The organism is Pseudoclavibacter soli DSM 23366, from assembly GCF_000423505.1.
In the GTDB taxonomy this organism is placed as follows: domain Bacteria; phylum Actinomycetota; class Actinomycetes; order Actinomycetales; family Microbacteriaceae; genus Pseudoclavibacter_A; species Pseudoclavibacter_A soli.
Map to the genome: position 1 here is coordinate 611,051 of NZ_KE384027.1, position 20,146 is coordinate 631,196.

The window sequence follows — 20,146 nt, forward strand, 5'->3', positions numbered from 1 at the left end:
AGCGATGGCACACCTGAACTCACGCCTCCCCATCACAGTCGAAGATCAGACTGTGGTCGACAGCATGTCCAGGTATCCCTACCGAGTTCGTGCAATTGTCGCTGCAGCTGCTGCACTGCCAGTACTCATCGGCGTTGTCGCATCGGTTGCGTTGACCACGCTGCAGATGCTCGAGGGCGACACCCAGCGAAACCTGCCGTACTTGGCCGTGCTGGTTTTCTGCATGTATATGATGCGTGACGTCGGCGTGCAAATTACCCGCGGTGCACACGCACTGCGCATGACGCTGTTAGCCCCAACACTGGTGTTCTTGTATACCGGTGGGTTCTATAACTCGTCTTACGCGATCTGGACAGTGGTCACGTTCATCATCTTGCAGCTGTCCGCCTATGACCGCAGATCGGCTTGGCTGCAGGCCTTGGTGACTTCTTTTGTCGGCTTGGTGTTCAGCGCTGTCGCGGCGATTGCCACCGCGTTTGACCTGCCGAGCATGATTTCCACAATGATCGGTTGCACCGCATCAGTGTTCGCTGCCGGGCCGCTCTACAAACACATGCTGCGCACCTCGCCAGGCACGACTCTAGTGCGTATTCACTGGACGAGGCTGGCCGCGATCGCCGCGGGTGAAACGGCCCTGTGCTGGTTGGCCATTGGAGCGCACCACCTCTCTCAAATAGCTGGCGCCAGTGCATTTCTCGATGTGCGCGCGGTGACCGCCTTGATCTGCACAATGGTCATCGTCTCGTGGTATCAGAGCTATCGGCGACGTCTGCTGCGTCGCCAGCTCGATACCGTGGTGAATGCCTCGCTGGCACTACCTTGGAATCCCACGCGTCAGCCCGTGCTCGACCAGCTGGTGGGGTTCGTTCGTCGGGCTATTCCCACAGGGAGAGTGCTGCTGCGTGAGCAGCCGCCCACGGCTGCAGAGATCGGTGAACGTGTCGATGTGCCAGGCGAACACGACGAGTACCTGGTGGTCACCAGCCAGAACAATATGGCACCGTTTTCGAGAACCGAGCAGCATATCGTCGAAGGTCTTGTGCATATGGCTTCGGTGACGCTCGCGTCACAGCGCGAGATCAGCGATCTCTCGCAACGAGCCAACACCGATGAGCTCACGGGGCTGCTCAACTACCGCGGCTTCAAGCTGGTGACGAAACAAGCAACACAGAACGAGGGGCATACACCGCCAATCATCTTCTTCGACCTCGACGGCTTCAAACAGGTCAATGACAGTCTCGGCCATGGCGTGGGCAATTTGGTGCTGCAGGAGGTTGCCAAACGTCTGCGCGGCGCCCTGCGGCCGACCGACATCATTGCGCGCATCGGTGGCGATGAGTTCGTCGTCGTGCTGCCGGGCACCCCTGACGAAGACACTGCGCGTGCGGTTGCGGCCCGTGCACAAGAGAGCATTCAGCGCCCGATGCACATCGACGGTCACACCTTGGGCATCAAAGCCAGCTACGGCGTCGCCGCTGCGGCGCAGGGGCGCAGCGATCCGGCGGAGATTCTCGAAGAAGCTGACGAGCGCATGTATGAGGGCAAGAAGCGGCGCATCCTGCCTGGGTCAAAGCAGCACACTGAGCACTCGTCTGACATGGAGATGAGCGTGCGCCACGCCATCCTTGAAGAACGCTTGACCATCGCGCTGCAGCCGACCGTGCGCCTGGCCGATCAGAAGATCATCGGCGTCGAAGCCCTCGTGCGTTACCGCGACGAGAGCCTGGGCGACGTCCCGCCGCAGTTGATCGTCGATGTGGCAGACCGTTCGGGGTTGCTCCCTCAGCTCACCCGTCAAGTGGTCGACGCGGGCTTTGCCGCCATGGAGCGCATTCAGAAGATCGAGCCATCAGTCAAGAGCCTGAATGTCAATTTTGAGGCTGGGCAGGTGCTCGATGCAGAGCTGATGGCTCATGTTGCAGAGCTGGCGCAGATGCATCCGAATGTGCAATTCGTGTTCGAGCTCTCCGAGCGCTCGCTCGACCAGGCCACTGACAGCGTGCTGCAGCATCTAGTCGACTTCACCGAGCACAACGGCATTCTGTTGGCTCTGGATGACTTCGGTAAGGCGTTCTCTTCGGTGAACAGTTTGGTGCGGTTCCCGGTCAATCTGGTGAAGCTCGACAAATCGCTGACTGACTACTTGGTGACGCGACCAGAGCGGGCGCGCGAACTCATCGGCGGTGTGGCACGCCTCGCCAAGCGCATGCACTTTGCGATCAGTGCTGAAGGCGTCGAGCATGCAGACCAGTGTGTGTTGCTGCAAGAGGTGGGCATTCGATATGCCCAAGGGTTTCTTTACTCGAGGCCACTGCCGCTCGATCAGCTGCTCACGCGGCTGCGCGACTACAGCGCCGAGGCCCTGCTGATCGACTGCAAGCCGCAATCAGACCGGGGTGCCTGAGGCGAGCTCGGCAAGATCTTCGCCAGTGGCCTGTTGCATCGCGGCCAGAATGTCATCGGCGATCACCTCATTGCCCCAGTCATTGGGGTGGTCGCCATCGCCGAGCACCAGCTCCGGGCGGTTTTCGAGCGGATGGCCGATGTCGAGATACGTTGCCCCGGCTTCCAGCGCGGAGCGTCGCACATCGTCCCGGATGCCGGGCAGATCAGCCGGTTCTTCACTGGCATTCCAGAATGGACTGACCACGTAGACCGGAGTGTGCGGAAAACGCTCGCGCAAGCTGGTGAAGAAGTCGTCAATGAGCGTCGCCTGCGTGGCTGTGGAGAGGTCAGAACCGGTGTCGTTGCCGCCTCCGGTGACCATGATCGCGTCAGGCGCCAGATCGGCGGGAAGCTCATCGAGCACATTGGTGTAATCGGGGCGCACCTCGCCGTCGTCGTCGACAACTTGGGTAAAGTAGCCGGTTCCCCCCAAAGCCACATTGTCTTCCTGCCAGCCGAGCTCGTTGCTGATCAGCGTGGTGAAGCGCTGATCAGGGTCGTCGAGCACCTCGCCGGAGGTGTAGGAGTCGCCGATGAACAGCACCGACGGAGAGACTGAGTCTGCCGCCGTGACCTGCTGATCAGGGCTCTGTTCGTCTCGTGCCTGTGCCGCGTCGGACGCATCGGTCGCTGCTGGATCTTGCAGGGTGTATTGGTGTGAGGCGAGCGTCGAGGCGGTGACCAGCACAGCACCGACAGCCAAAGCCGCAGGTACACTGATGCGCAGACGAGTGAGACTGCGCCGCCGTTTCTGTGTCGCACGCCGGGTGGTCATCCCTCACACTGTACTCGCGTGTAGCGGCGGAGAGATTGTGAATCTCGCGTAGGCGAGTACACACAAAGGAGAATCTGATGATTGTTCACGATGTTGCTTTTCCGACCCTGGTCGCCTTTGACCTCGATGACACCCTCGCGCCATCGAAGTCGCGCGTGCCGCAGCAGATGGCGCAGGTGCTGCGTCGCCTGCTCGATCGGGCACAGGTCGCGGTCATCTCGGGCGGTAACCTCGAGCAGTTTCAGAAGCAGGTGTTGGCGGCACTCGGCGACGCTGGTGTGACTGATGCCGAACTCGACCGGCTGCATCTGCTGCCCACCTGCGGCACGAGGTACCACAGGCATCGCGATCACGCCTGGCACGAGGTGTATGCACAGGATCTGACGGCTGACGAAAAGCGGGCGGCAACCCACGCGCTGACCGACGAGGCGAAGCGGCTGGAGCTGTGGCCGGCATCCCCCTGGGGGGAAGTGATCGAAGATCGCGGATCACAGATCACCTTCTCAGCGCTGGGACAACAGGCTCCGGTTGAGGCGAAGCAGCAATGGGACCCAACTGGTGAGCGAAAGGATGCGCTGCGGCGCGCGGTGCAGCAGCGACTGCCCGATCTCGAGGTGCGAGCCGGAGGCACCACCTCGGTCGACATCACCCGACGCGGTATCGACAAAGCCTATGGCATCAAACAACTGCGGGATGCGACCGGCATCGGTCTCGATCAGATGCTCTTCTACGGCGACAAGCTGCACGAAGACGGCAACGACTATCCGGTGAAAACGCTCGGTGTGCGCTGCATCGAGGTCACCGGTTGGCCCGACACGGTGGCCGAGCTCGAGACGCTGCTCGATCAGGCCTGAGCGAGGCCCAGCTCATTGAGCTTGCCTTGAAGCTCGGGATTGCTGGGCTCGACCTGGTGAGTGCCGTCGGGGAAGGCGATCACGGGGATGTTGGTGCGCCCGCTGATGTCTTTGGCCTCTTGCGCACGGTCTGGCTCGGCTTCGAGGTCGATGTAGGTGAAGGCGACGCCTTCGCGGTCAAGCAGTGCTTTGGCACGGCGGCAGTCGCCGCACCACGATGCGCCATAGAACGTGATGCCGCTGTCGGGCGTCGAAGTGGAGTCTGCAGAAGTCGTGGTGTCTGTCATGGGAGCATCCTACCTGTGCGCGCGCTTCTGCGGTTTTTCGCGCACGTTGGCACATTTCGGTGTGCACCGGCAGGAGGTCGCGGTGGCTCGGTAGACTGAGGGCCGAGCGCGGTCGGCGCGCAGGCGAAGCGGCTGAAGGGATCCCAGTGACCAACATCCTCAACTCCGAGACCAGGCAACAGGCGATCGACACCATCGCCTCGACAACCCTTGACGTGCTGGTGATCGGCGGCGGAGTCACTGGCGCGGGTATTGCGCTTGACGCGGCCACCCGTGGGCTGAAGGTGGCCATCGTCGAGAGCGACGACTGGGCATCAGGCACGTCGAGCTGGTCGAGCAAGCTGCTGCACGGCGGCCTGCGCTATCTCGAAATGCTCGACTTCGCGCTGGTGCATGAGGCCATTCTCGAACGCAATCTGCTGTTGAAGACCATTGCCCCTCACCTCGCCGTGCCGGTGCCGTTCATCTACCCGCTGCACCAACCGGTGATCGAACGTGCCTACGTGGGCGCGGGCATCACTCTCTACGACGGGTTGGCCTGGCTCGGGGGAGTGCCCGCGGTGCCGGGGCACCGCCACTTGAGCTCTCGGGGCGTGCACGAGCTGTTTCCCGGGCTCGACGCCGACAAGCTGACCGGCGGCATCCGGTATTTCGACGCACGGGTCGATGATGCGCGCCTGGTCGCCACGCTCGTGCGCACGGCCGGCCACTTCGGTGCGCGGGCCATCAGCCGGGCGCAGGTTACCGACCTCACCACCGACGAATTCGACCGGGTACGCGGAGCCGAGGTGCTCGATCGAGAGAGCGGGCAGACGTTCACCGTGCGGGCGAAGAACGTGATCAACGCAACTGGGGTCTGGACAGAACAGACCGAGTCGCTGTCGGGCGCCACCGGCGGGCTCAAGGTGCTCGCTTCGAAAGGCGTGCACATCGTGGTTGCCCGTGACCGCATTCCGGGGCACGCCGGCATCATCTCGCAGACCGAGAAGAGTGTGCTGTTCGTCATTCCCTGGAAAGACCGCTGGATCATCGGCACCACCGATACACCCTACGAGGGCGATTACCGCGACCCGATCGCCACCGAGGCCGACGTCGCCTACCTGATCGACCATGTCAATGAGCTGCTGGCCGCACCGATCATCCGTGACGACGTCATCGGCGCCTATGCCGGGCTTCGCCCGCTGCTGCAGCCGGGCACCAAGGCGGGCACCGCATCCACCAAGGTGTCGCGTGAACACACGGTGGCTTCGCCCGCACCCGGGCTGACCGTGATTGCTGGCGGCAAGCTCACCACGTATCGCGTCATGGCCGAAGACGCGGTCGATTTCGCGCTGGGTGCCAGCAAGGCGCGCAAGAAGCCGTCGCGCACCAAGCACACGCCGCTGCTGGGCGCGGTCGGGCTGGATACCATCGTGGCCAAGCGGCGCGAGATCGCCCGCATCTACGGGTGGGAGGCCTGGCGGGTCACCCGCCTGATCAACCGCTATGGCACGTTGCTGTACGACCTGCTCGATCTGATTGGCAGTGAGCCTGATCTCGGCGCAGAACTGGCTGGCGCTCCCGGGTATCTGCGTGCCGAGATCGTCTACGCCGTGACCAACGAAGGCGCGCTGCACCTCGACGACGTGCTCGAACGACGCACCCGAATCAGCTTCGAATACCCGGAGCGCGGTGCGGCTGCCGTCGACGAAGTCGCAGATCTTGTGGCCGCACAGCTCGGCTGGACGCCCAAACAGCGTGCTGCCGAGGTTGCGTCGTACCTCGCGCGGCGCGCGAACACCGGCACCGTTGCGGCAGATGACGAGCCCGCTCGTGGAGCCGACGAAGGACAGACGCCTACGCCGAGCGCCGAGGCATGAGCGCCGAACGCTACGTGCTCGCGGTCGACCAGGGCACTACGAGCACCCGTGCGATCGCGTTCGATGTGCAGGGGCGCGCGCTCGCGGTGGCGCAGCGCGAGCATGAACAGGTGTTTCCGCACCCCGGTCAGGTGCAGCAAGATGCACTCGAGATTTGGGCGAACGCGCGCGCGGTGATCGCCGAGGTCGTTGAGCGCCTCGCCGCCGACCATGGGCGCTGGCAGCCCGCGGCGGTGGGCATCACGAATCAACGCGAGACCACACTGGTCTGGAACCCGCGAACGGGCGAGCCCTGGCACCATGCCCTCGTCTGGCAAGACACCCGCACCCAGCCGATCGTCGAGCGGTTGACTGAGCGCCTCGATGAGGCAGTGATCGCCCGGCTGCGTGAGCGCACTGGGCTGCGTCTGCACCCGTACTTCTCGGCGACCAAACTGGTCTGGCTGCTCGAACATGTCGAGGGGCTGCGTGAGGCGGCCGAGCGCGGCGAAGCCGTGTTCGGCACCATGGACACCTGGATGCTGTGGAACCTCACCGGTGGAGTGAAACCCAGCCCTGGGCGCACCGCGACGCATGCGACTGACGTGACCAATGCATCCCGCACGCTGCTGTTTGATCTGCATACCCTGGCTTGGAGTGACCAGCTGCTGGCCCTATTCGACGTGCCGCGGGGCATGCTGCCGAGCGTGCATCCATCGGTGCATCGCTTCGGCGAGATCGATGCGGCTGCGGCAGGGCTGCCCGCTGTGCTCGACGGCGTGCCGGTGACGGGCATCCTGGGCGATCAGCAGGCGGCGGCCTTCGGGCAGACCGCTACCCGTGCCGGTGAGGCGAAGAACACCTACGGCACCGGCAACTTTCTGCTGGTCAACACCGGCGCCGACGCCACGGTGGATGCCGACGGCGGGCTGCTCACCACTGTCGCCTATCAACTTGAGGGCGAGCCTGCGGTCTACGCTCAAGAGGGGTCGATTGCGGTCACCGGATCGCTCGTGCAGTGGCTGCGCGACAACCTGGGGCTGATCGAACGCGCTGCCGACATCGAGGCGCTCGCGGCGTCCGTCGAAGACACCGGCGGCGTCAGCATTGTGCCAGCGTTCTCGGGGCTGTTCGCCCCGCACTGGCGGGCAGATGCGCGAGGAGTCATCGTCGGTCTCACTCGCTACGTCACGAAGGCGCATATCGCGCGGGCGGCCTTAGAGGCGATCGCGCAGCAGAGTGTTGACGTGGTCGAGGCTGCGGGTCGCGAGGTGACGGAGCTGCGCGTCGACGGCGGGGCGAGCACCAACGATCTGCTGATGCAGCTGCAGGCAGATCTGCTCGGCGTGCCAGTGCAGCGGCTGTCAACCTTTGAGACGACGGCGCTCGGCGCGGCCTATGCTGCGGGGCTCGGGGCAGGGGTGTGGCGAGATCTTGACGAGCTGCGTGAGCTCACCGGGCTGGGGGTGCGGTTCGAGCCGATGATTGATGAGGCGGAGCGTGAGCGTCGGCGTGCAGCGTGGCGTGACGCGCTGCCGCGCAGTTTCGGGCTGGCCTGAGCAGGGTGCGCTGCAGAGAGGTGTCGCGGAATGCTGTTATGTGGGATCAGAGTCGCACTTTATGACACCTGAACGTGGTGCACAAGGTGTGCAGCGCCGAGGTACCCGGGCCAGTGCAGCTCATGTGAGAAAGCGCAGCGAATCTCGGCACCGAAACCTCAGTCTGCTGAGAGAGCCGGGTCAGAGCTTGCGCAGCAGCACACGATTGACGGTGTGATCGCTGGCCTTCTCGAGAATGAGATCGGCTCGCGATCTGGTGCGAGCAATGTTCTCGCGCAGATTGGGCAGATTCACCGAGCTCCAAATCTGCTGGGCGACAGCCTCGGCCTCTTCGGCATTGAGCCCGGCGTACTTGTGAAAGTACGAGTCGGGCTTGGTGAACGAGTCATGCTGCAGTTTCATAAAGCGCTCGACATACCAGCGTTCGATGTCACTGGTGCGGGCATCTACATAGATGCCGAAGTCGAGAAAGTCGCTCACGGCCGCCTGCAGGCTGTCGGCAGGAGGCTGCAGTACGTTGAGTCCCTCGAACACGAGTACCTGTGGGCGACGCACGACAATCTGCTCGTCGGGCACGATGTCGTAACGCACGTGAGAGTACTTGGGGGCCCGTACCTCTGGCACGCCGCTCTTGATCTCGCTCAGAAAGCGCAGCAGCGCGCGACGATCGTACGACTCGGGAAAGCCCTTGCGAGAGAGTAGCCCGCGGCGCTTGAGCTCGGCATTGGGCAGCAGAAAGCCGTCGGAGGTGACCAACGCGACGTCTGGCGTGTCGGGCCAGCGGGAGAGCAGCTCACGCAGCAGGCGTGCCACCGTCGACTTGCCGACGGCAACCGACCCCGCCACCCCGATGATGAACGGCGTGCCGTCACCGGGGGTGTGCAGAAACTGCTGGAGGCGCTGATCGAGCCCGCGGCGATTGGCCACGACGTTGTTGAGCAACAGGCTGACGGGCAGATAGACCTCGGCGACTTCGCGCAGGTCGAGAGGATCGCCGAGGCCGCGCAGCGCTCGCACGTCGCTGACGGTCAGCGGGTTGGGCACACTGGGGGCGAGCTCTGACCAAGCGTCTCGAGCAATCTGCCAGAACGGCGACGGGCGGTCGGGATGGTTATCGATGGGCGCGAATTGCAGGCGCGCCGGGGAGCCCTCGTCGTTGGTAGGCATGACTTCCATCATGCCGTAAAATTGCGGCCATGTGTGGAATCGTCGGCTATGTGGGCCCAGGAAATACTGTTGATGTGCTGCTGGCCGGGCTGCGCCGCCTCGAATACCGCGGCTATGACTCTGCCGGAGTCGCCGTGGTCTCCGACGATGGGTCGCTCGGTGTGCGCAAGCGGGCCGGCAAACTCGACAACCTGATCGCCTCGCTCGACGACGCCCCGCTCGCCGCGGGGGCCACGGGAATCGGTCACACGCGGTGGGCAACCCACGGCGGCCCCACCGACACCAATGCGCATCCTCACCTGGGCGATGACGGCAAACTCGCGGTCATCCATAACGGCATCATCGAGAATTTCGCTCAGCTCAAGCAGCAGCTGACCGATGAGGGGTTCACCTTCGTCTCTGAGACCGACACCGAGGTCGCAGCAGTGCTGCTCGGCCGCGAATACCGCCGCACCGGAGATCTGTTTGAGGCATTTGTCGCAACGGTCGCTCAGCTCGAGGGAGCCTTCACGCTGCTGGCTGTTCACCAAGATCAGCCCGGCACCGTCATCGGCGCACGTCGCAACTCCCCGTTGGTGATCGGCCGTGGCACCGGCGAGAACTTTCTGGCCAGCGATGTAGCGGCCTTTGTTGAGCACACGACTCATGCCTACTCGATCGGCCAAGACCAGATCGCGGTGATCACCGCCGAGTCGATCACCGTCACCGACTTCACTGGCAATCCAGTCGAGCCTGAACCTTTCGAAGTCGAATGGGACGCTTCGGCGGCCGAGAAGGGCGGCTGGAAGAGCTTCATGGCCAAAGAGATTGCCGAAGAGCCGACAGCCGTGGCCAACACCCTGTTGGGGCGCATCTCCGACGGGCAGGTGGTGCTCGACGGTCTCGACGCAATCGATGACGATGTGCTGGCCAAGATCAGTCGCATCATCGTAGTCGCCTGTGGCACCGCGTCGTATGCCGGGCAGACCGCGGCCTACGCCATCCAACGCTGGACTAACGTGCCGGTGAGTATCGAGCTCTCGCACGAGTTCAGATACCGAGACCCGGTGCTCGACGACTCGGTGCTGGTGATCGCGATCTCGCAGTCGGGCGAGACGATGGATACCTTGATGGCGATTCGCTGGGCGCGCGAGCAGGGCGCTCGAGTGCTCGCGATCTGCAACACCCAGGGCGCGACCATCGCACGCGAGTCTGACGGCGTGGTCTACACCTACGCCGGGCCCGAGGTCGCCGTGGCCTCGACCAAGGCGTTCGTCGCGCAGGTCGCCGCACTGTACCTGTTCGGGCTTCACCTTGCCCGCGTGCGCGGCACGCTCGGCGCCGATGAGATTGCGGGGGTCACCGCTGAGCTGACCGGCCTCGAGGCCGCTGTGCAAGAGGCCGTCGAAGCCAGTGCGTCGATCCCGAATCTCGCCCATTGGATGGCCGACACACGTTCTGTGCTGTTCCTCGGCCGCAACGTGGCCTACCCGATCGCGCTGGAAGGTGCGCTGAAGCTGAAAGAGCTCGCGTACATCCATGCGGAGGGGTTTGCCGCCGGCGAGCTGAAACACGGCCCGATCGCACTGATCGAGCCGGGCCTACCGGTGTTCGTGGTGGTGCCGAGCCCGCGTGAGGCGCCGCTGCTGCACGCCAAGGTGATCTCGAATATTCAAGAGATTCGCGCTCGCGGTGCGCGAGTGCTCGTCGTGGCCGAGAAGGGCGACACTGCGGTGCTGCCCTTCGCCGACGAAGTGATCTCGCTGCCTCTGGTGTCACCGCTGATGCAGCCGTTTGTTGCTGTGGTGCCGCTGCAGGTGTTTGCGATGGAGCTCGCCGAGGCCAAGGGGCTCGACGTCGATCAGCCGCGCAACCTCGCCAAGTCGGTCACCGTCGAGTGATGCGGTCGTGATTGTCGGCATCGGCGTTGATAACGTCAACATCGAGCGGTTTCAGGCCAAGCTCGCCGGAGCGCCCCTGCTGCGTGAGCGGCTGTTCTCACCGGCTGAGCGGGCTCAAGCACTGCGGCCCGTGCAGTTGGCGGCGCGTTTCGCGGCCAAAGAGGCGCTGATCAAGGCGTTGGGTGGCGGCGGTGAAGGGTTCGCCTTCGCTGACATCACGGTGACCAAGGATGCGCTGGGCGCGCCGCGCTTGGAGCTCGCGGGGCCCATCGGGGTCACCGCGCAGGGGCTCACCCTGCACTTGAGCATGACGCATGAGCACCCGCTGGCCACCGCGTTCGTGGTGGCTGAGCGTGGGTGAGACGGCGGCTGGGCGCCGCTCTCATCGGCTGAGGTTGTCACTGAGCTGAGGCGTACTGCATTCGGCAGACAGATTCTCGGCTTGGTCGACCTGCGAGCCGAGTCAGGGCTTGAGAGCATCGTGCGCGTGCTGCTGACGTTGGGCGGGCACAGAGTCGAGAGCCGAGTCGAGCTGCCTGACGGCACGTGGATCGATATTTTGGTCGACGGGGTGCTGGCAATAGAGCTCGACGGCTCGACCCATTTGGGGCGCGAGCAACGCGACCGTGACCGCTGCAAAGACCAGATGATCACGAGAGTGGGTCACGTTCTGGCGCAGTACAGCTCTCGGCAGCTCATTGAGCAGTGGGATGCGACGTACCACGACATCCTGCTCCGGCTGTCGGTCGCGCGGTGACGCATGGGGTGAGAGAGTTCTGCCGTGGTGAGCAGGGGGGGGGCGGACATTGCGCTGGGCGCGAGCGGGGCAGTGGGTGTGGGCGCAGCTCCAAGGGCATCGTCTCGAGAAGATCCTCAGCCATTGCGGCACCGCGCGTGACCATGAGTGCCACAATAGAGGCCATGACTTCACTGCAAGAGGTGCGCATCGATCTCGACGCGTACCGTCGCAATCTCGAGAGCATCATCGAACGCGTGGCTCCGGCCAAGGTGCTGGCCGTGCTGAAAGCGAACGCCTATGGGCACGGGGCGGCACAGCTCGCCCCGGTCGCCCAGGCCGCCGGGGTCGACCGCGCGGGAGTGGTCTCGCTCGACGAAGCTCTCGAGGTGCGCGCCGCGGGCTTCACCAAACCGATCATCGCCTGGCAGCACCTGCCTGGTGCCGACTTTGCCGCCGCGGCTGCGCACAACATCACCCTCGGTCTCTCGACGGCCGATCAGTTGCAGGCCGCGGCCGACGCAGGTGCCAGCACCGTGCACCTGGCCATCGACACCGGCCTGGGGCGCAACGGCTCGAGCCCCGAGCAGTGGGAGCGCTTCTTCAGCACCGCGGCCCGTCTCGAACACGCAGGGCTGATCGACGTCGAGGGCATTTTCTCGCACCTGTCGAACACCTCCACAGCCGACGACACCGCACAGCTGCATGTGTTCGACGCCGCGATCGAAGCCGCAGCCGAGCACGGGCTGCACCCGCGCATCCGCCATATCGCCGCCACGCAGGTCGCGCTCGACCGCCCCGACGCACGCTACGACATGGTGCGCATCGGCATCGGCGGCTACGGCCTCTCGCCAGACGACCGCACCAGCGCCGAGCTGGGGCTTGAACCGGTCATGCGGGTCTCGACTCGCATCGCGCAGGTCAAGCGCGTGCCCGCGGGCACTCCGGTGTCATACGGCTACCTGTATCGCACGGCACGCGAGACGACCCTCGCGCTCGTGCCCTTCGGATATGGCGACGGGCTGCCGCGACAGGCCTCCGAGGCCGGGGGAGTGCTCGTTGACGGACACATCTACCCAGTCGCCGGTCGCATCGCCATGGACCAGTTCATCATCGACGTGGGTGATGCCGACGTGCAGATCGGCGATGAGGCGGTGATCTTCGGCGATCCCAAGCGAGGCGAGCCCGCGGCCACGCTGTGGGCCGAATCGGCCGACACCATCAACTATGAGATCGTCACGCGCATCGGCACGAGGCCGGGTCGCGTCTACGTGGGCGGCGCTACCTCGCGCAGCAGTGCCTCGCAGGATGCCCGAGATGCCTGATCGGCCCGGCTCGCGTTCGTTGGCTCGGCTGAGTGGTGTGACACAGGAACGTCTCGCCGAGTTGGGTCGTGGTATCGGCCAGGTGATGCGCGCTGGCGACGTGCTGGTGCTCAACGGGCCGCTCGGCGCGGGCAAGACCACGCTGACTCGATCGCTCGGAGAGGGCCTCGAGGTACGCGGCCCCGTGACGAGCCCCACGTTTGTGCTCGCCCGCACGCATCCGTCTCTGGTGGGTGGTGCTCCTCTGGTGCACGTCGATGCGTATCGGCTGACTGAGGGCATCGAACTTGACGATCTCGATCTCGACATCGAGGGCTCGGCCACCGTCATCGAATGGGGAAGAGACTGGGCGCAGTTGCTGACCGACCAATGGGTGCAGATCGACCTGCAGCCAGAACCGACCCTCGCAGATGTCGACGCCGCCCCAGACGCCGACCCAGACGCAGCCCCGGCCGAGACGCGCAGGGTCACCATCACAGCCCATCGCCTCGACGCGGCACCAGATCATGCACTGCCGACCGACGACTTCGCCGCCCGCGTAGAATCGCTGCTGTCATGAACATCCTCGCACTCGACACCTCCGCCGGCACCAGCGTCGCGATCGCCCGTGACGGCGTGACGCTCGCCCGCCGCGACGAATCAGACACTCGCGGCCACGCTGAAGCGGTCGGTCGCTTGGTGAGCGAGGTGCTCGCCGAGGCTCAGCTTGTCGCCGCTGATCTCGATCTCGTGGTCGTGGGGGTCGGCCCGGGGCCGTTCACCGGGCTGCGGGTCGGCATCGCCGCGGGCATCGGGCTGGCTGCGGGCATCGAGCGCCCTGTAGTGGGCGTGCCAAGCCATGACGCCGTGGCGCTCGCTCGGCTCGAGATCGAGCCCACTGCCACAACGGTCATCACCGATGCGCGACGGCGAGAGGTGTTCGTCACCGACTACTCCGGTCTTGACGCGCATGGGCTGCCTGTCGCTGCAGCCGATGCCCGCACCGAGCCTCGCGCGTGGGCCGACGACCGGCCCGAGCCAGTGGTCGCCGAAGTTCCCGCCGCACAGCTTGCGCATATCGCCTGGCTGCGTCAGCAGGCAGGTGTGCCACAGCGCGGCACCGACCCCATCTACGTGCGGCAGCCCGACGTGAGCCGCGCGAAACCGAAGCGTGTGCTCTGATGGTGACTGAAGCATCCACCCGACCGCACGTGCGGCTGGCGCGTGAAGCCGATCTCGCAACGGTTCACCGCATCGAAACCGAGTCGTTCGCCGATGACCCGTGGAGTCTCGGCATGCTCACCGAGACGCTGCACTCGGCAGACAGCGTGATGATCGTGGCCGCCGACTCGCACGAGGTGCTCGGCTACGCGGCAGTGCTGGCGGCCAAGGGCGCCGGCGAGGCCGATGTGCTCACCATCGCGGTGGATGCCCGAGCCCGTGGTCGCGGCGTCGGACGCACCCTGCTGGTCGCCTTGGCCACCGAGGCACAGGCCCGAGGCGCGAAACTGCTGTTTCTCGAGGTGCGGGAGAGCAATGCCACGGCGCGCAGTCTGTACCGCAGCGAGGGCTTCGAACACGTCGGGGTGCGCCCCAAGTACTATCCGGCCGGAGACGACGGCCAGCGCGAAGACGCTGTGATGATGCGTCTCGACCTGCACCACTGGTGCGAGACCAAGAAGGAGTCGGCATGAACGACACCGTGCACCACGAGCCCATTGTGCTCGGCATCGAGAGCTCCTGCGACGAGACCGGCATCGGCATCGTGCAGGGCACCCGGCTGCTGGCGAACGCTGTTGCCTCGTCGATGGATGAGCACGCGCGTTTCGGTGGAGTGGTGCCCGAGGTCGCGGCGCGTGCGCATGTGCAGGCTTTCGGGCCCACACTGCGGCAGGCACTCGACACTGCCGGGCTCGGCATCGACGACGTCGATGCGATCGCGGTGACCGCCGGGCCAGGGCTCGCCGGAGCGCTCATGGTCGGCGTGGCAGCAGCCAAGGGGCTGTCGTTGGGCAGCGGCAAGCCGCTGTACGCGGTCAACCACCTGGCTGGGCACGTCGGGGCCGAGATCCTCGACTCGGGCAGTCTTGCAACGCCAACGGTTGCTCTGCTGGTCTCGGGTGGGCACACCTCGCTGCTGCTGGTGCGCGACTTGGTCGATGACATCGAGCTGCTCGGCGAGACCATCGATGACGCGGCCGGCGAAGCGTTCGACAAAGTGGCGCGTCTACTGGGCCTCGGGTACCCGGGCGGGCCACGCATCCAGCGCGCCGCAGCCGAAGGTGACCCCAAGGCGATCCGATTCCCGCGCGGGCTCAGCACAGCTAAAGACCTGCGGGCGCACCCGTACGACTTTTCGTTCTCCGGGCTGAAAACTGCAGTGGCGAGGTGGGTGTCGCTGGCCGAGACCCGGGCTGCGGCTGATGCCGGGCATCCCATCGACGTCGGCGGCGAACTCGACGAGGCTGCTGCCGCCGCTGCGCGAGCCGATCTGCCCATCGCCGATATCGCTGCGAGCTTTCAAGAGGCGGTCGTCGATGTGCTGGTGACCAAGGCGCTCGCAGCCTGCGAGAACCTCGGGGTGCCGCGTCTGCTGCTGGGCGGTGGCGTGGTGGCCAACGCCCGCTTGCGCGAGGTGGCTGCTGAACGGTGTGCGGCGGCGGGCGTCGAGCTGCGGATACCCGATCTGTCGCTGTGCACCGACAACGGGGCGATGATCGCGTCACTCGGGGCACAGCTGGTTGCTGCTGGCAAACCGCCGACCGGTCTGGCCTTCGGAGCTGACTCCACTCTGCCGGTGACCGAGTCGTATCTGGCGCCAAACGCCTGAGTACGGGCTGTGTGTGACCAGACACGCGAATGCGCCTCTGCCGACACGGCCCACGGTCGTTAGACTTGCCGTGACCTCGGGTCGCGGTGCCCTGAGGCGGCAGAACGATTGCACCGTGTGGCAGCAGAGGAGCACATCGGCATGACCGATCAGACCAACCCGTCGAACAACGGTGAACCCGCGGCAGATGACGTGAACAAGGCGCGGCCAGCCCCCGAGTACGGGTGGTACGCGCCCGGCTTCGATCCGAATGCGCCCGCGCAGGCCGCTCAGCCGACGCAGCAGGCACAGTACGTGCAGACGCCGCAGTACGGGCAGAGCCAAGCGCAGAACTCGCCATACGGCCCACCAGTGCCAGCTCCGCAGTTTTCGGGGCACAAGGGTCTATGCTGCCGCAGGCGCCGGCGAAGACCAATACGCTGGCAACGGTTTCTCTGGTCGCGGGCATCGTCGGGCTGGTCGGCTTCGCCTGGTTCTACGGGCTGGTCTCGGTGGTTGCGGTGATCACCGGTCATATGGCGCTGTACCGTATCAAGCGGAGCCACGAAAAAGGCCGCGGCATGGCGATTGCCGGGCTTGTGCTCGGCTATATCGGTATCGCGATCATCCTGCTGATTGTGGCGGCGGTCGTCTATGTGATGGCGAACCCTGACATTCTGCGCGAAATGCTCAACGATCCGACGATCACCAGCCAGCTCACCCCTGAGCAGCTCGATCAGCTGCGAGATTTCATCGGCGAGTCGGGCAGCGCTACGGGCACCTCGTTTGGCACCAACGGCGGGCAGAACGTCTGAGCCTGTGGGCTTACGCCGTTTTCGTCAGGATGGCGCAGTGGCGGTCACCGACTCGGGTCACGAACACGGTGAGGTCGTCGGCGCCCTGGGCTGATGCCTCAGCGTCGCGGCTCTTTGCCAACTGCTTCTGCAACTGCTTGGCCAGTGCGGCCGGGTCGATGTCGGCTCCGCGCTTCTTGACGGTCACCCGTCGTGCACCATGGGCTCGCAACGACTTGAGCAACGCACGCCGGTCGAAAGGCAGTTGCTCGAGCACTTGGTAGCGCCGCAGAAATGGGCTGTCGACGCGGTCGTCGCCGGTGAGATAGGCGATGTGAGGGTCGATGGTGTGCAGACTGTGTTGCGCTGCCAACGTGCCCAGCGTTCGCGCGCGAATGGCAGCACCGTCGGGCTCGTAGAGCCAGGCGCCCACCGGGCCGGGCTGTGGGTCGTCTTGCTCAGCGACCACACGATGCCAACCGTCGGCGTCGTGTCGCAGCGCACTGGTCTGGCCCGGGCGCTCGGCGGCGTCACCGAACCACAGCCCGACTTCAACCACCTCACCGCCGTCAGAGACCCACTCTGCTTCAGCAGCAGCCGGGATGAGCTCATGCGGCAGCCCGGGGCCGAGCTTCACTCCGGCAGTGCGCCGGGCGGTCAGGTCGAACACCCAGTCAAGGCTGGGAGCGAACTCTTCTGGCCGCCAAGTGCGCCGCCCGGCCACGCGTCGGGCCGGGTCGAGAAAGACGCCCCAGTCAGCAGGCAACGTCACATCTTCGGCGCGCTGGTAACGCACTTCGACGGGCCAGTCGGCGAGGTTAAAGGCGGCGAGCGCTGCGGTGAGCTCGTCGGCGTCGACAGCGAGGCCGCTCATTCCCGCGGCGGCAAAGGCGAGCGAATCGGCGCCAAGGCCACAGCCGAGGTCGGCGAAGTGCGTGATGCCGGCGCGCTGCAGGCGAGAGGCGTGAGCTGCTGCCACAGTCAGCCGCGTGGCCTGTTGCAGGCCGTCGGCGGTGTACAGCAGATGCTCGGCGAACGGGCCGAACTTGGCGCTGGCCTCAGCGCGCAGCCGCGACTGGGTGAGTGCTGCAGCGATCAGCTCAGGCGAGTGACCTTCGCGACGCAGTCGAGTCGAGAGGGCCAACGTGTCGTCGGCCGAGCGGTACGGCGGCAGACTGCGCAACAGCGCCATGCCCTCGGGGGTCAGCAGTGCACGGGCGGGTTCGAGTGTCATCGGCTCAAGACTAACTGGCGAACAGTGGATGCTCGGGTCGGCACTGCGGCAATGTGACGGCTGGTTAGCACTCGGCTTGCATGAGTGCTAATGGGTGGCTACAGTTCTAATTGCACCTCATACAGGGGTGCCTCAGAAGTGTATTCCGTCCATCACATGGATGCAGTAGGAAGAGGTCAAAGTGTCGGTTTCCATCAAGCCACTCGAAGATCGTGTCGTCGTCCGCCTTGTCGAGCAGGAGCAGACCACCGCTTCAGGTCTGGTCATCCCTGACACCGCCAAAGAGAAGCCCAGCACGGCCGAGGTCGTCGCAGTGGGCCCGGGGCGTGTCGACGATAACGGCAACCGCATCCCGGTCGACGTCAAAGAGGGCGACAAGGTGCTGTTCAGCAAGTACGGCGGCACCGAGGTGAAGCTCGGTGGCGAGCAGTTCCTCGTGCTCTCGGCACGTGACCTGCTGGCAGTGGTCGACTGATCCTTCACCGATCTGTCTCATCGAGGCGGAGGCGCATTATGCGCCTCCGCCTCGAGTCGTATATGACCTGTTTCTGCAGAATTGGCCGTGGTGACGCCGCGAGATGTCTGCAGCAGTGACGCATTGTCTGCACAGGAAAACAGCGGGCTGCGGACATTGCTGCTGAGGTGCCGACATTCGGCCACACAAGTTTTGCAGAAGAAGTTGAGCCAGAGCTGTCAGCGGGCTTCGAAACAGATTCGAAACACTTCGTTATACTGCTGAAACCCGCTGTCCATACGCTGAAGTGTGCACGGGACAACTCGATGCAAAGGAGCAGGAGTACATGATGAAGAAGAACACTGAGTCGGCCATGATGCGCCGCGGTGCCCAGATCGTTGCGGTCGGGGCCATCGCAGCTCTCGCACTGACCGGCTGTGCCAAATCAGGCGGCACGGGCAGCGGTGACGCTGGCACGCTGAACATCGGCGCGATCGTGCCGCAGACCGGCACCCTGTCGTTCATGGGGCCGACCCTGACTGCGGCCATCGAACTCGCAGCTGAAGACATCAACGCAGCCGATGCGGGTATCAAAGTCAACACCGACATCAAAGACGAAGGCGACTCCAGCACCGACGTTGCGCTGACCTCGGCCAAGTCGCTGCTCGACAGCAGCTCAGTGATCCTCGGTGCGGCTTCGTCTGCCGCCTCCAAGAACATCCTGCCGACCATCAGCGAGCGCCAGGTCGTTGAGATCTCAGCCTCGAACACGTCACCTGATTTCACCAGCATCGACGATAACGGCGGCTACTACTGGCGCACCGCACCGAGCGACCTGCTGCAGGGCAAGAGCCTGGGCAAGCAGATTGTCGATGACGGCAAGAAGAACGTGGTCATCCTCTTCCAGAACGATCCGTACGGCCAAGGCCTGCGCGACGCAGTCAAGGCAGAGCTCGAGGCCGGTGGCGTCACCGTCACAGAGAAGGGCTTCGACCCCGCAGCCAAAGACATCTCGGCTGAGGTTCGCGATGCGCTGAGCACCAACCCCGACGGCTTCGTGGCAATCTCGTTCGACCAGTTCAAGGGTGTGGTCAACACGCTGAACCAGCAGGGCTTCGACTTCACTGGTCTCTACGGCACTGACGGCAACAACGGCATCCAGGGCAAGGGCGACACCTCGATCAAGGGTGCCACCTTCTCGCAGCCCGGCCCGTACACCGGCCTCGACGAGTTCCTTGACCGAGTCAAGGAGCAGGCCGGCGGCTCACTGACCTCAACGGTGTACGCGCCCGAGATGTATGACGCAACTGTGCTCTCGGCTCTCGCAGCTCTGCAGGGCGGCGCCACGGACGGCACCACCATCAAAGACAACCTGCAGTCGGTTTCTGAAGGTGGCGAGAAGTGCACCGACTTCGCTGCCTGCGCCGCGCTCATCAAAGACGGCAAAGATATCGACTACGACGGCAAGTCTGGCCCGATCGACTTCGATGACAACGGCGACGTGACCAAGGCGACCATCTCGTTCTACAAGGTGGTCGACGACGACAACACGACCGAGTTCCTGCGTCAGGAAGAGGTCGAGGCGCAGTAAGCGCGCTCAACCGAGAAACGAACGGCGGGAGTCACCCTCAGGTGGCTCCCGCCGTTCGTCGTCTGTGCACTGCTCAGGCGAGCATCAAGAAGAGTTTCTCGAGCTCTTCAGCACTCAGCTTGGGCTCGTCGTCTGTCGTTGCCTCGGCATCTGGATTGAGGCATTCGCGCATGGCCGTCGAGATGATGGCGAAGCCGGCTTTGTCGAGTGCACTGGAGACGGCGGAGAGCTGAGTGACGACATCGCGGCAGGGTGCCTCTGATTCGACGGCACCGATCACGGCGTCGAGCTGGCCGCGCGCACGGCGCAGGCGGTTGAGAATGCGGCGTACGGCCTGGGGGTCATCGCTGATCATGGGGGTCCTCTCGTCGCGATCTGAAAAGCCTGTGCTCACAATATACCCGCGGGGCATCCAGCCG

Annotated in this window: 20 protein-coding genes; 15 read left to right on the forward strand and 5 right to left on the reverse strand. The window is 64.7% G+C overall.

The annotated features are described in order from the left end of the window. Positions 1–4 precede the first annotated feature (4 nt). On the forward strand, positions 5–2,404 hold the full coding sequence (locus tag G557_RS0110390) for a putative bifunctional diguanylate cyclase/phosphodiesterase (RefSeq protein ID WP_028245971.1): 2,400 nt from the start codon (positions 5–7) through the stop codon (positions 2,402–2,404). Here G557_RS0110390 and G557_RS0110395 read toward each other — a convergent pair. After that, the gene (locus G557_RS0110395; RefSeq protein WP_028245972.1) at positions 2,387–3,220 is read right to left on the reverse strand and encodes an SGNH/GDSL hydrolase family protein; all 834 of its coding nucleotides are present in this window, start codon (positions 3,218–3,220) and stop codon (positions 2,387–2,389) included. The genes G557_RS0110390 and G557_RS0110395 overlap by 18 nt on opposite strands. 77 nt (positions 3,221–3,297) lie before the next feature. Between G557_RS0110395 and G557_RS0110400 the strand changes: the two genes are divergently transcribed. After that, positions 3,298–4,074: an HAD-IIB family hydrolase gene (locus G557_RS0110400; protein WP_036962119.1), complete on the forward strand. Its 777-nt coding sequence runs from the start codon at positions 3,298–3,300 to the stop codon at positions 4,072–4,074. Here G557_RS0110400 and G557_RS0110405 read toward each other — a convergent pair. After that, positions 4,065–4,361 (reverse strand): glutaredoxin family protein, encoded by a 297-nt coding sequence (locus G557_RS0110405; protein ID WP_051225002.1) that lies wholly within the window; start codon positions 4,359–4,361, stop codon positions 4,065–4,067. The two genes, G557_RS0110400 and G557_RS0110405, sit on opposite strands and share 10 nt — an antisense overlap. 146 nt (positions 4,362–4,507) lie before the next feature. Between G557_RS0110405 and G557_RS13110 the strand changes: the two genes are divergently transcribed. After that, positions 4,508–6,220, forward strand: a complete 1,713-nt coding sequence (locus G557_RS13110) for a glycerol-3-phosphate dehydrogenase/oxidase (RefSeq protein ID WP_342662189.1) — start codon at positions 4,508–4,510, stop codon at positions 6,218–6,220. Continuing rightward, positions 6,217–7,758 (forward strand): glycerol kinase GlpK, encoded by a 1,542-nt coding sequence (gene glpK / locus G557_RS0110415; RefSeq protein WP_028245975.1) that lies wholly within the window; start codon positions 6,217–6,219, stop codon positions 7,756–7,758. The genes G557_RS13110 and glpK overlap by 4 nt, the downstream gene beginning before the upstream one ends. A gap of 180 nt (positions 7,759–7,938) precedes the next feature. Here the strand turns inward: glpK and coaA are convergent, their stop codons facing one another. Beyond that, positions 7,939–8,925: a type I pantothenate kinase gene (gene coaA, locus G557_RS0110420; protein WP_051225003.1), complete on the reverse strand. Its 987-nt coding sequence runs from the start codon at positions 8,923–8,925 to the stop codon at positions 7,939–7,941. A 29-nt stretch (positions 8,926–8,954) separates the two neighbouring features. Here coaA and glmS point away from each other — a divergent pair, with 29 nt between their 5' ends. From glmS to G557_RS13570, 9 genes are all read left to right on the forward strand, one after another. Further along, positions 8,955–10,805 carry a glutamine--fructose-6-phosphate transaminase (isomerizing) gene (gene glmS, locus G557_RS0110425; RefSeq protein ID WP_028245977.1) on the forward strand — a complete coding sequence of 617 codons (1,851 nt, stop codon included), beginning with the start codon at positions 8,955–8,957 and terminating at the stop codon, positions 10,803–10,805. Positions 10,806–10,812: 7 nt separating this feature from the next. Next, complete coding sequence (locus tag G557_RS0110430; protein ID WP_028245978.1) at positions 10,813–11,166, forward strand: holo-ACP synthase; 354 nt, start codon at positions 10,813–10,815, stop codon at positions 11,164–11,166. An 81-nt stretch (positions 11,167–11,247) separates the two neighbouring features. Further along, the gene (locus G557_RS0110435; protein WP_028245979.1) at positions 11,248–11,562 is read left to right on the forward strand and encodes a DUF559 domain-containing protein; all 315 of its coding nucleotides are present in this window, start codon (positions 11,248–11,250) and stop codon (positions 11,560–11,562) included. 164 nt (positions 11,563–11,726) lie between these two features. Then, the gene (gene alr / locus G557_RS13115; protein WP_051225004.1) at positions 11,727–12,866 is read left to right on the forward strand and encodes an alanine racemase; all 1,140 of its coding nucleotides are present in this window, start codon (positions 11,727–11,729) and stop codon (positions 12,864–12,866) included. Next, a complete protein-coding gene (gene tsaE, locus G557_RS13120) occupies positions 12,859–13,425 on the forward strand; it encodes a tRNA (adenosine(37)-N6)-threonylcarbamoyltransferase complex ATPase subunit type 1 TsaE (protein WP_156877160.1) in 567 nt (188 codons plus the stop codon). Before alr ends, tsaE begins: the two co-directional genes overlap by 8 nt. Beyond that, positions 13,422–14,027: a tRNA (adenosine(37)-N6)-threonylcarbamoyltransferase complex dimerization subunit type 1 TsaB gene (gene tsaB, locus G557_RS0110450; RefSeq protein WP_036962122.1), complete on the forward strand. Its 606-nt coding sequence runs from the start codon at positions 13,422–13,424 to the stop codon at positions 14,025–14,027. The genes tsaE and tsaB overlap by 4 nt, the downstream gene beginning before the upstream one ends. Further along, positions 14,027–14,539, forward strand: a complete 513-nt coding sequence (gene rimI / locus G557_RS0110455) for a ribosomal protein S18-alanine N-acetyltransferase (RefSeq protein WP_036962125.1) — start codon at positions 14,027–14,029, stop codon at positions 14,537–14,539. Before tsaB ends, rimI begins: the two co-directional genes overlap by 1 nt. Next, on the forward strand, positions 14,536–15,675 hold the full coding sequence (gene tsaD / locus G557_RS0110460) for a tRNA (adenosine(37)-N6)-threonylcarbamoyltransferase complex transferase subunit TsaD (RefSeq protein ID WP_028245982.1): 1,140 nt from the start codon (positions 14,536–14,538) through the stop codon (positions 15,673–15,675). The genes rimI and tsaD overlap by 4 nt, the downstream gene beginning before the upstream one ends. Positions 15,676–16,061: 386 nt before the next feature. Further along, positions 16,062–16,469, forward strand: a complete 408-nt coding sequence (locus G557_RS13570; protein WP_051225005.1) for a DUF4190 domain-containing protein — start codon at positions 16,062–16,064, stop codon at positions 16,467–16,469. A 10-nt stretch (positions 16,470–16,479) separates the two neighbouring features. On the opposite strand, the gene G557_RS0110470 is transcribed toward G557_RS13570, so the two are convergent. Further along, positions 16,480–17,682, reverse strand: a complete 1,203-nt coding sequence (locus G557_RS0110470; RefSeq protein ID WP_028245983.1) for a class I SAM-dependent methyltransferase — start codon at positions 17,680–17,682, stop codon at positions 16,480–16,482. 181 nt (positions 17,683–17,863) lie between these two features. Between G557_RS0110470 and groES the strand changes: the two genes are divergently transcribed. Both groES and G557_RS0110480 read left to right on the forward strand, forming a co-directional pair. After that, positions 17,864–18,157: a co-chaperone GroES gene (groES, locus tag G557_RS0110475; protein ID WP_028245984.1), complete on the forward strand. Its 294-nt coding sequence runs from the start codon at positions 17,864–17,866 to the stop codon at positions 18,155–18,157. Between the two features lie 325 nt (positions 18,158–18,482). Beyond that, entirely contained in the window at positions 18,483–19,727 is a 1,245-nt protein-coding gene (locus G557_RS0110480; RefSeq protein WP_051225006.1) for an ABC transporter substrate-binding protein, read from the forward strand. A 73-nt stretch (positions 19,728–19,800) separates the two neighbouring features. Here the strand turns inward: G557_RS0110480 and G557_RS0110485 are convergent, their stop codons facing one another. Further along, positions 19,801–20,082: a metal-sensitive transcriptional regulator gene (locus G557_RS0110485; RefSeq protein WP_028245986.1), complete on the reverse strand. Its 282-nt coding sequence runs from the start codon at positions 20,080–20,082 to the stop codon at positions 19,801–19,803. Positions 20,083–20,146 lie beyond the last annotated feature (64 nt).

Excerpts from the sequence above, each read along its gene's own strand:
- G557_RS0110390 (WP_028245971.1), top strand. The coding sequence starts at position 5 with ATGGCACACCTGAACTCACGCCTCCCCATCACAGTCGAAGATCAGACT.
- G557_RS0110395 (WP_028245972.1), bottom strand. The coding sequence starts at position 3,220 with ATGACCACCCGGCGTGCGACACAGAAACGGCGGCGCAGTCTCACTCGT.
- G557_RS0110400 (WP_036962119.1), top strand. The coding sequence starts at position 3,298 with ATGATTGTTCACGATGTTGCTTTTCCGACCCTGGTCGCCTTTGACCTC.
- G557_RS0110405 (WP_051225002.1), bottom strand. The coding sequence starts at position 4,361 with ATGACAGACACCACGACTTCTGCAGACTCCACTTCGACGCCCGACAGC.
- glpK (WP_028245975.1), top strand. The coding sequence starts at position 6,217 with ATGAGCGCCGAACGCTACGTGCTCGCGGTCGACCAGGGCACTACGAGC.
- coaA (WP_051225003.1), bottom strand. The coding sequence starts at position 8,925 with ATGCCTACCAACGACGAGGGCTCCCCGGCGCGCCTGCAATTCGCGCCC.
- glmS (WP_028245977.1), top strand. The coding sequence starts at position 8,955 with ATGTGTGGAATCGTCGGCTATGTGGGCCCAGGAAATACTGTTGATGTG.
- alr (WP_051225004.1), top strand. The coding sequence starts at position 11,727 with ATGACTTCACTGCAAGAGGTGCGCATCGATCTCGACGCGTACCGTCGC.
- tsaE (WP_156877160.1), top strand. The coding sequence starts at position 12,859 with ATGCCTGATCGGCCCGGCTCGCGTTCGTTGGCTCGGCTGAGTGGTGTG.
- tsaB (WP_036962122.1), top strand. The coding sequence starts at position 13,422 with ATGAACATCCTCGCACTCGACACCTCCGCCGGCACCAGCGTCGCGATC.
- rimI (WP_036962125.1), top strand. The coding sequence starts at position 14,027 with ATGGTGACTGAAGCATCCACCCGACCGCACGTGCGGCTGGCGCGTGAA.
- tsaD (WP_028245982.1), top strand. The coding sequence starts at position 14,536 with ATGAACGACACCGTGCACCACGAGCCCATTGTGCTCGGCATCGAGAGC.
- G557_RS13570 (WP_051225005.1), top strand. The coding sequence starts at position 16,062 with ATGCTGCCGCAGGCGCCGGCGAAGACCAATACGCTGGCAACGGTTTCT.
- G557_RS0110470 (WP_028245983.1), bottom strand. The coding sequence starts at position 17,682 with ATGACACTCGAACCCGCCCGTGCACTGCTGACCCCCGAGGGCATGGCG.
- G557_RS0110480 (WP_051225006.1), top strand. The coding sequence starts at position 18,483 with ATGATGAAGAAGAACACTGAGTCGGCCATGATGCGCCGCGGTGCCCAG.
- G557_RS0110485 (WP_028245986.1), bottom strand. The coding sequence starts at position 20,082 with ATGATCAGCGATGACCCCCAGGCCGTACGCCGCATTCTCAACCGCCTG.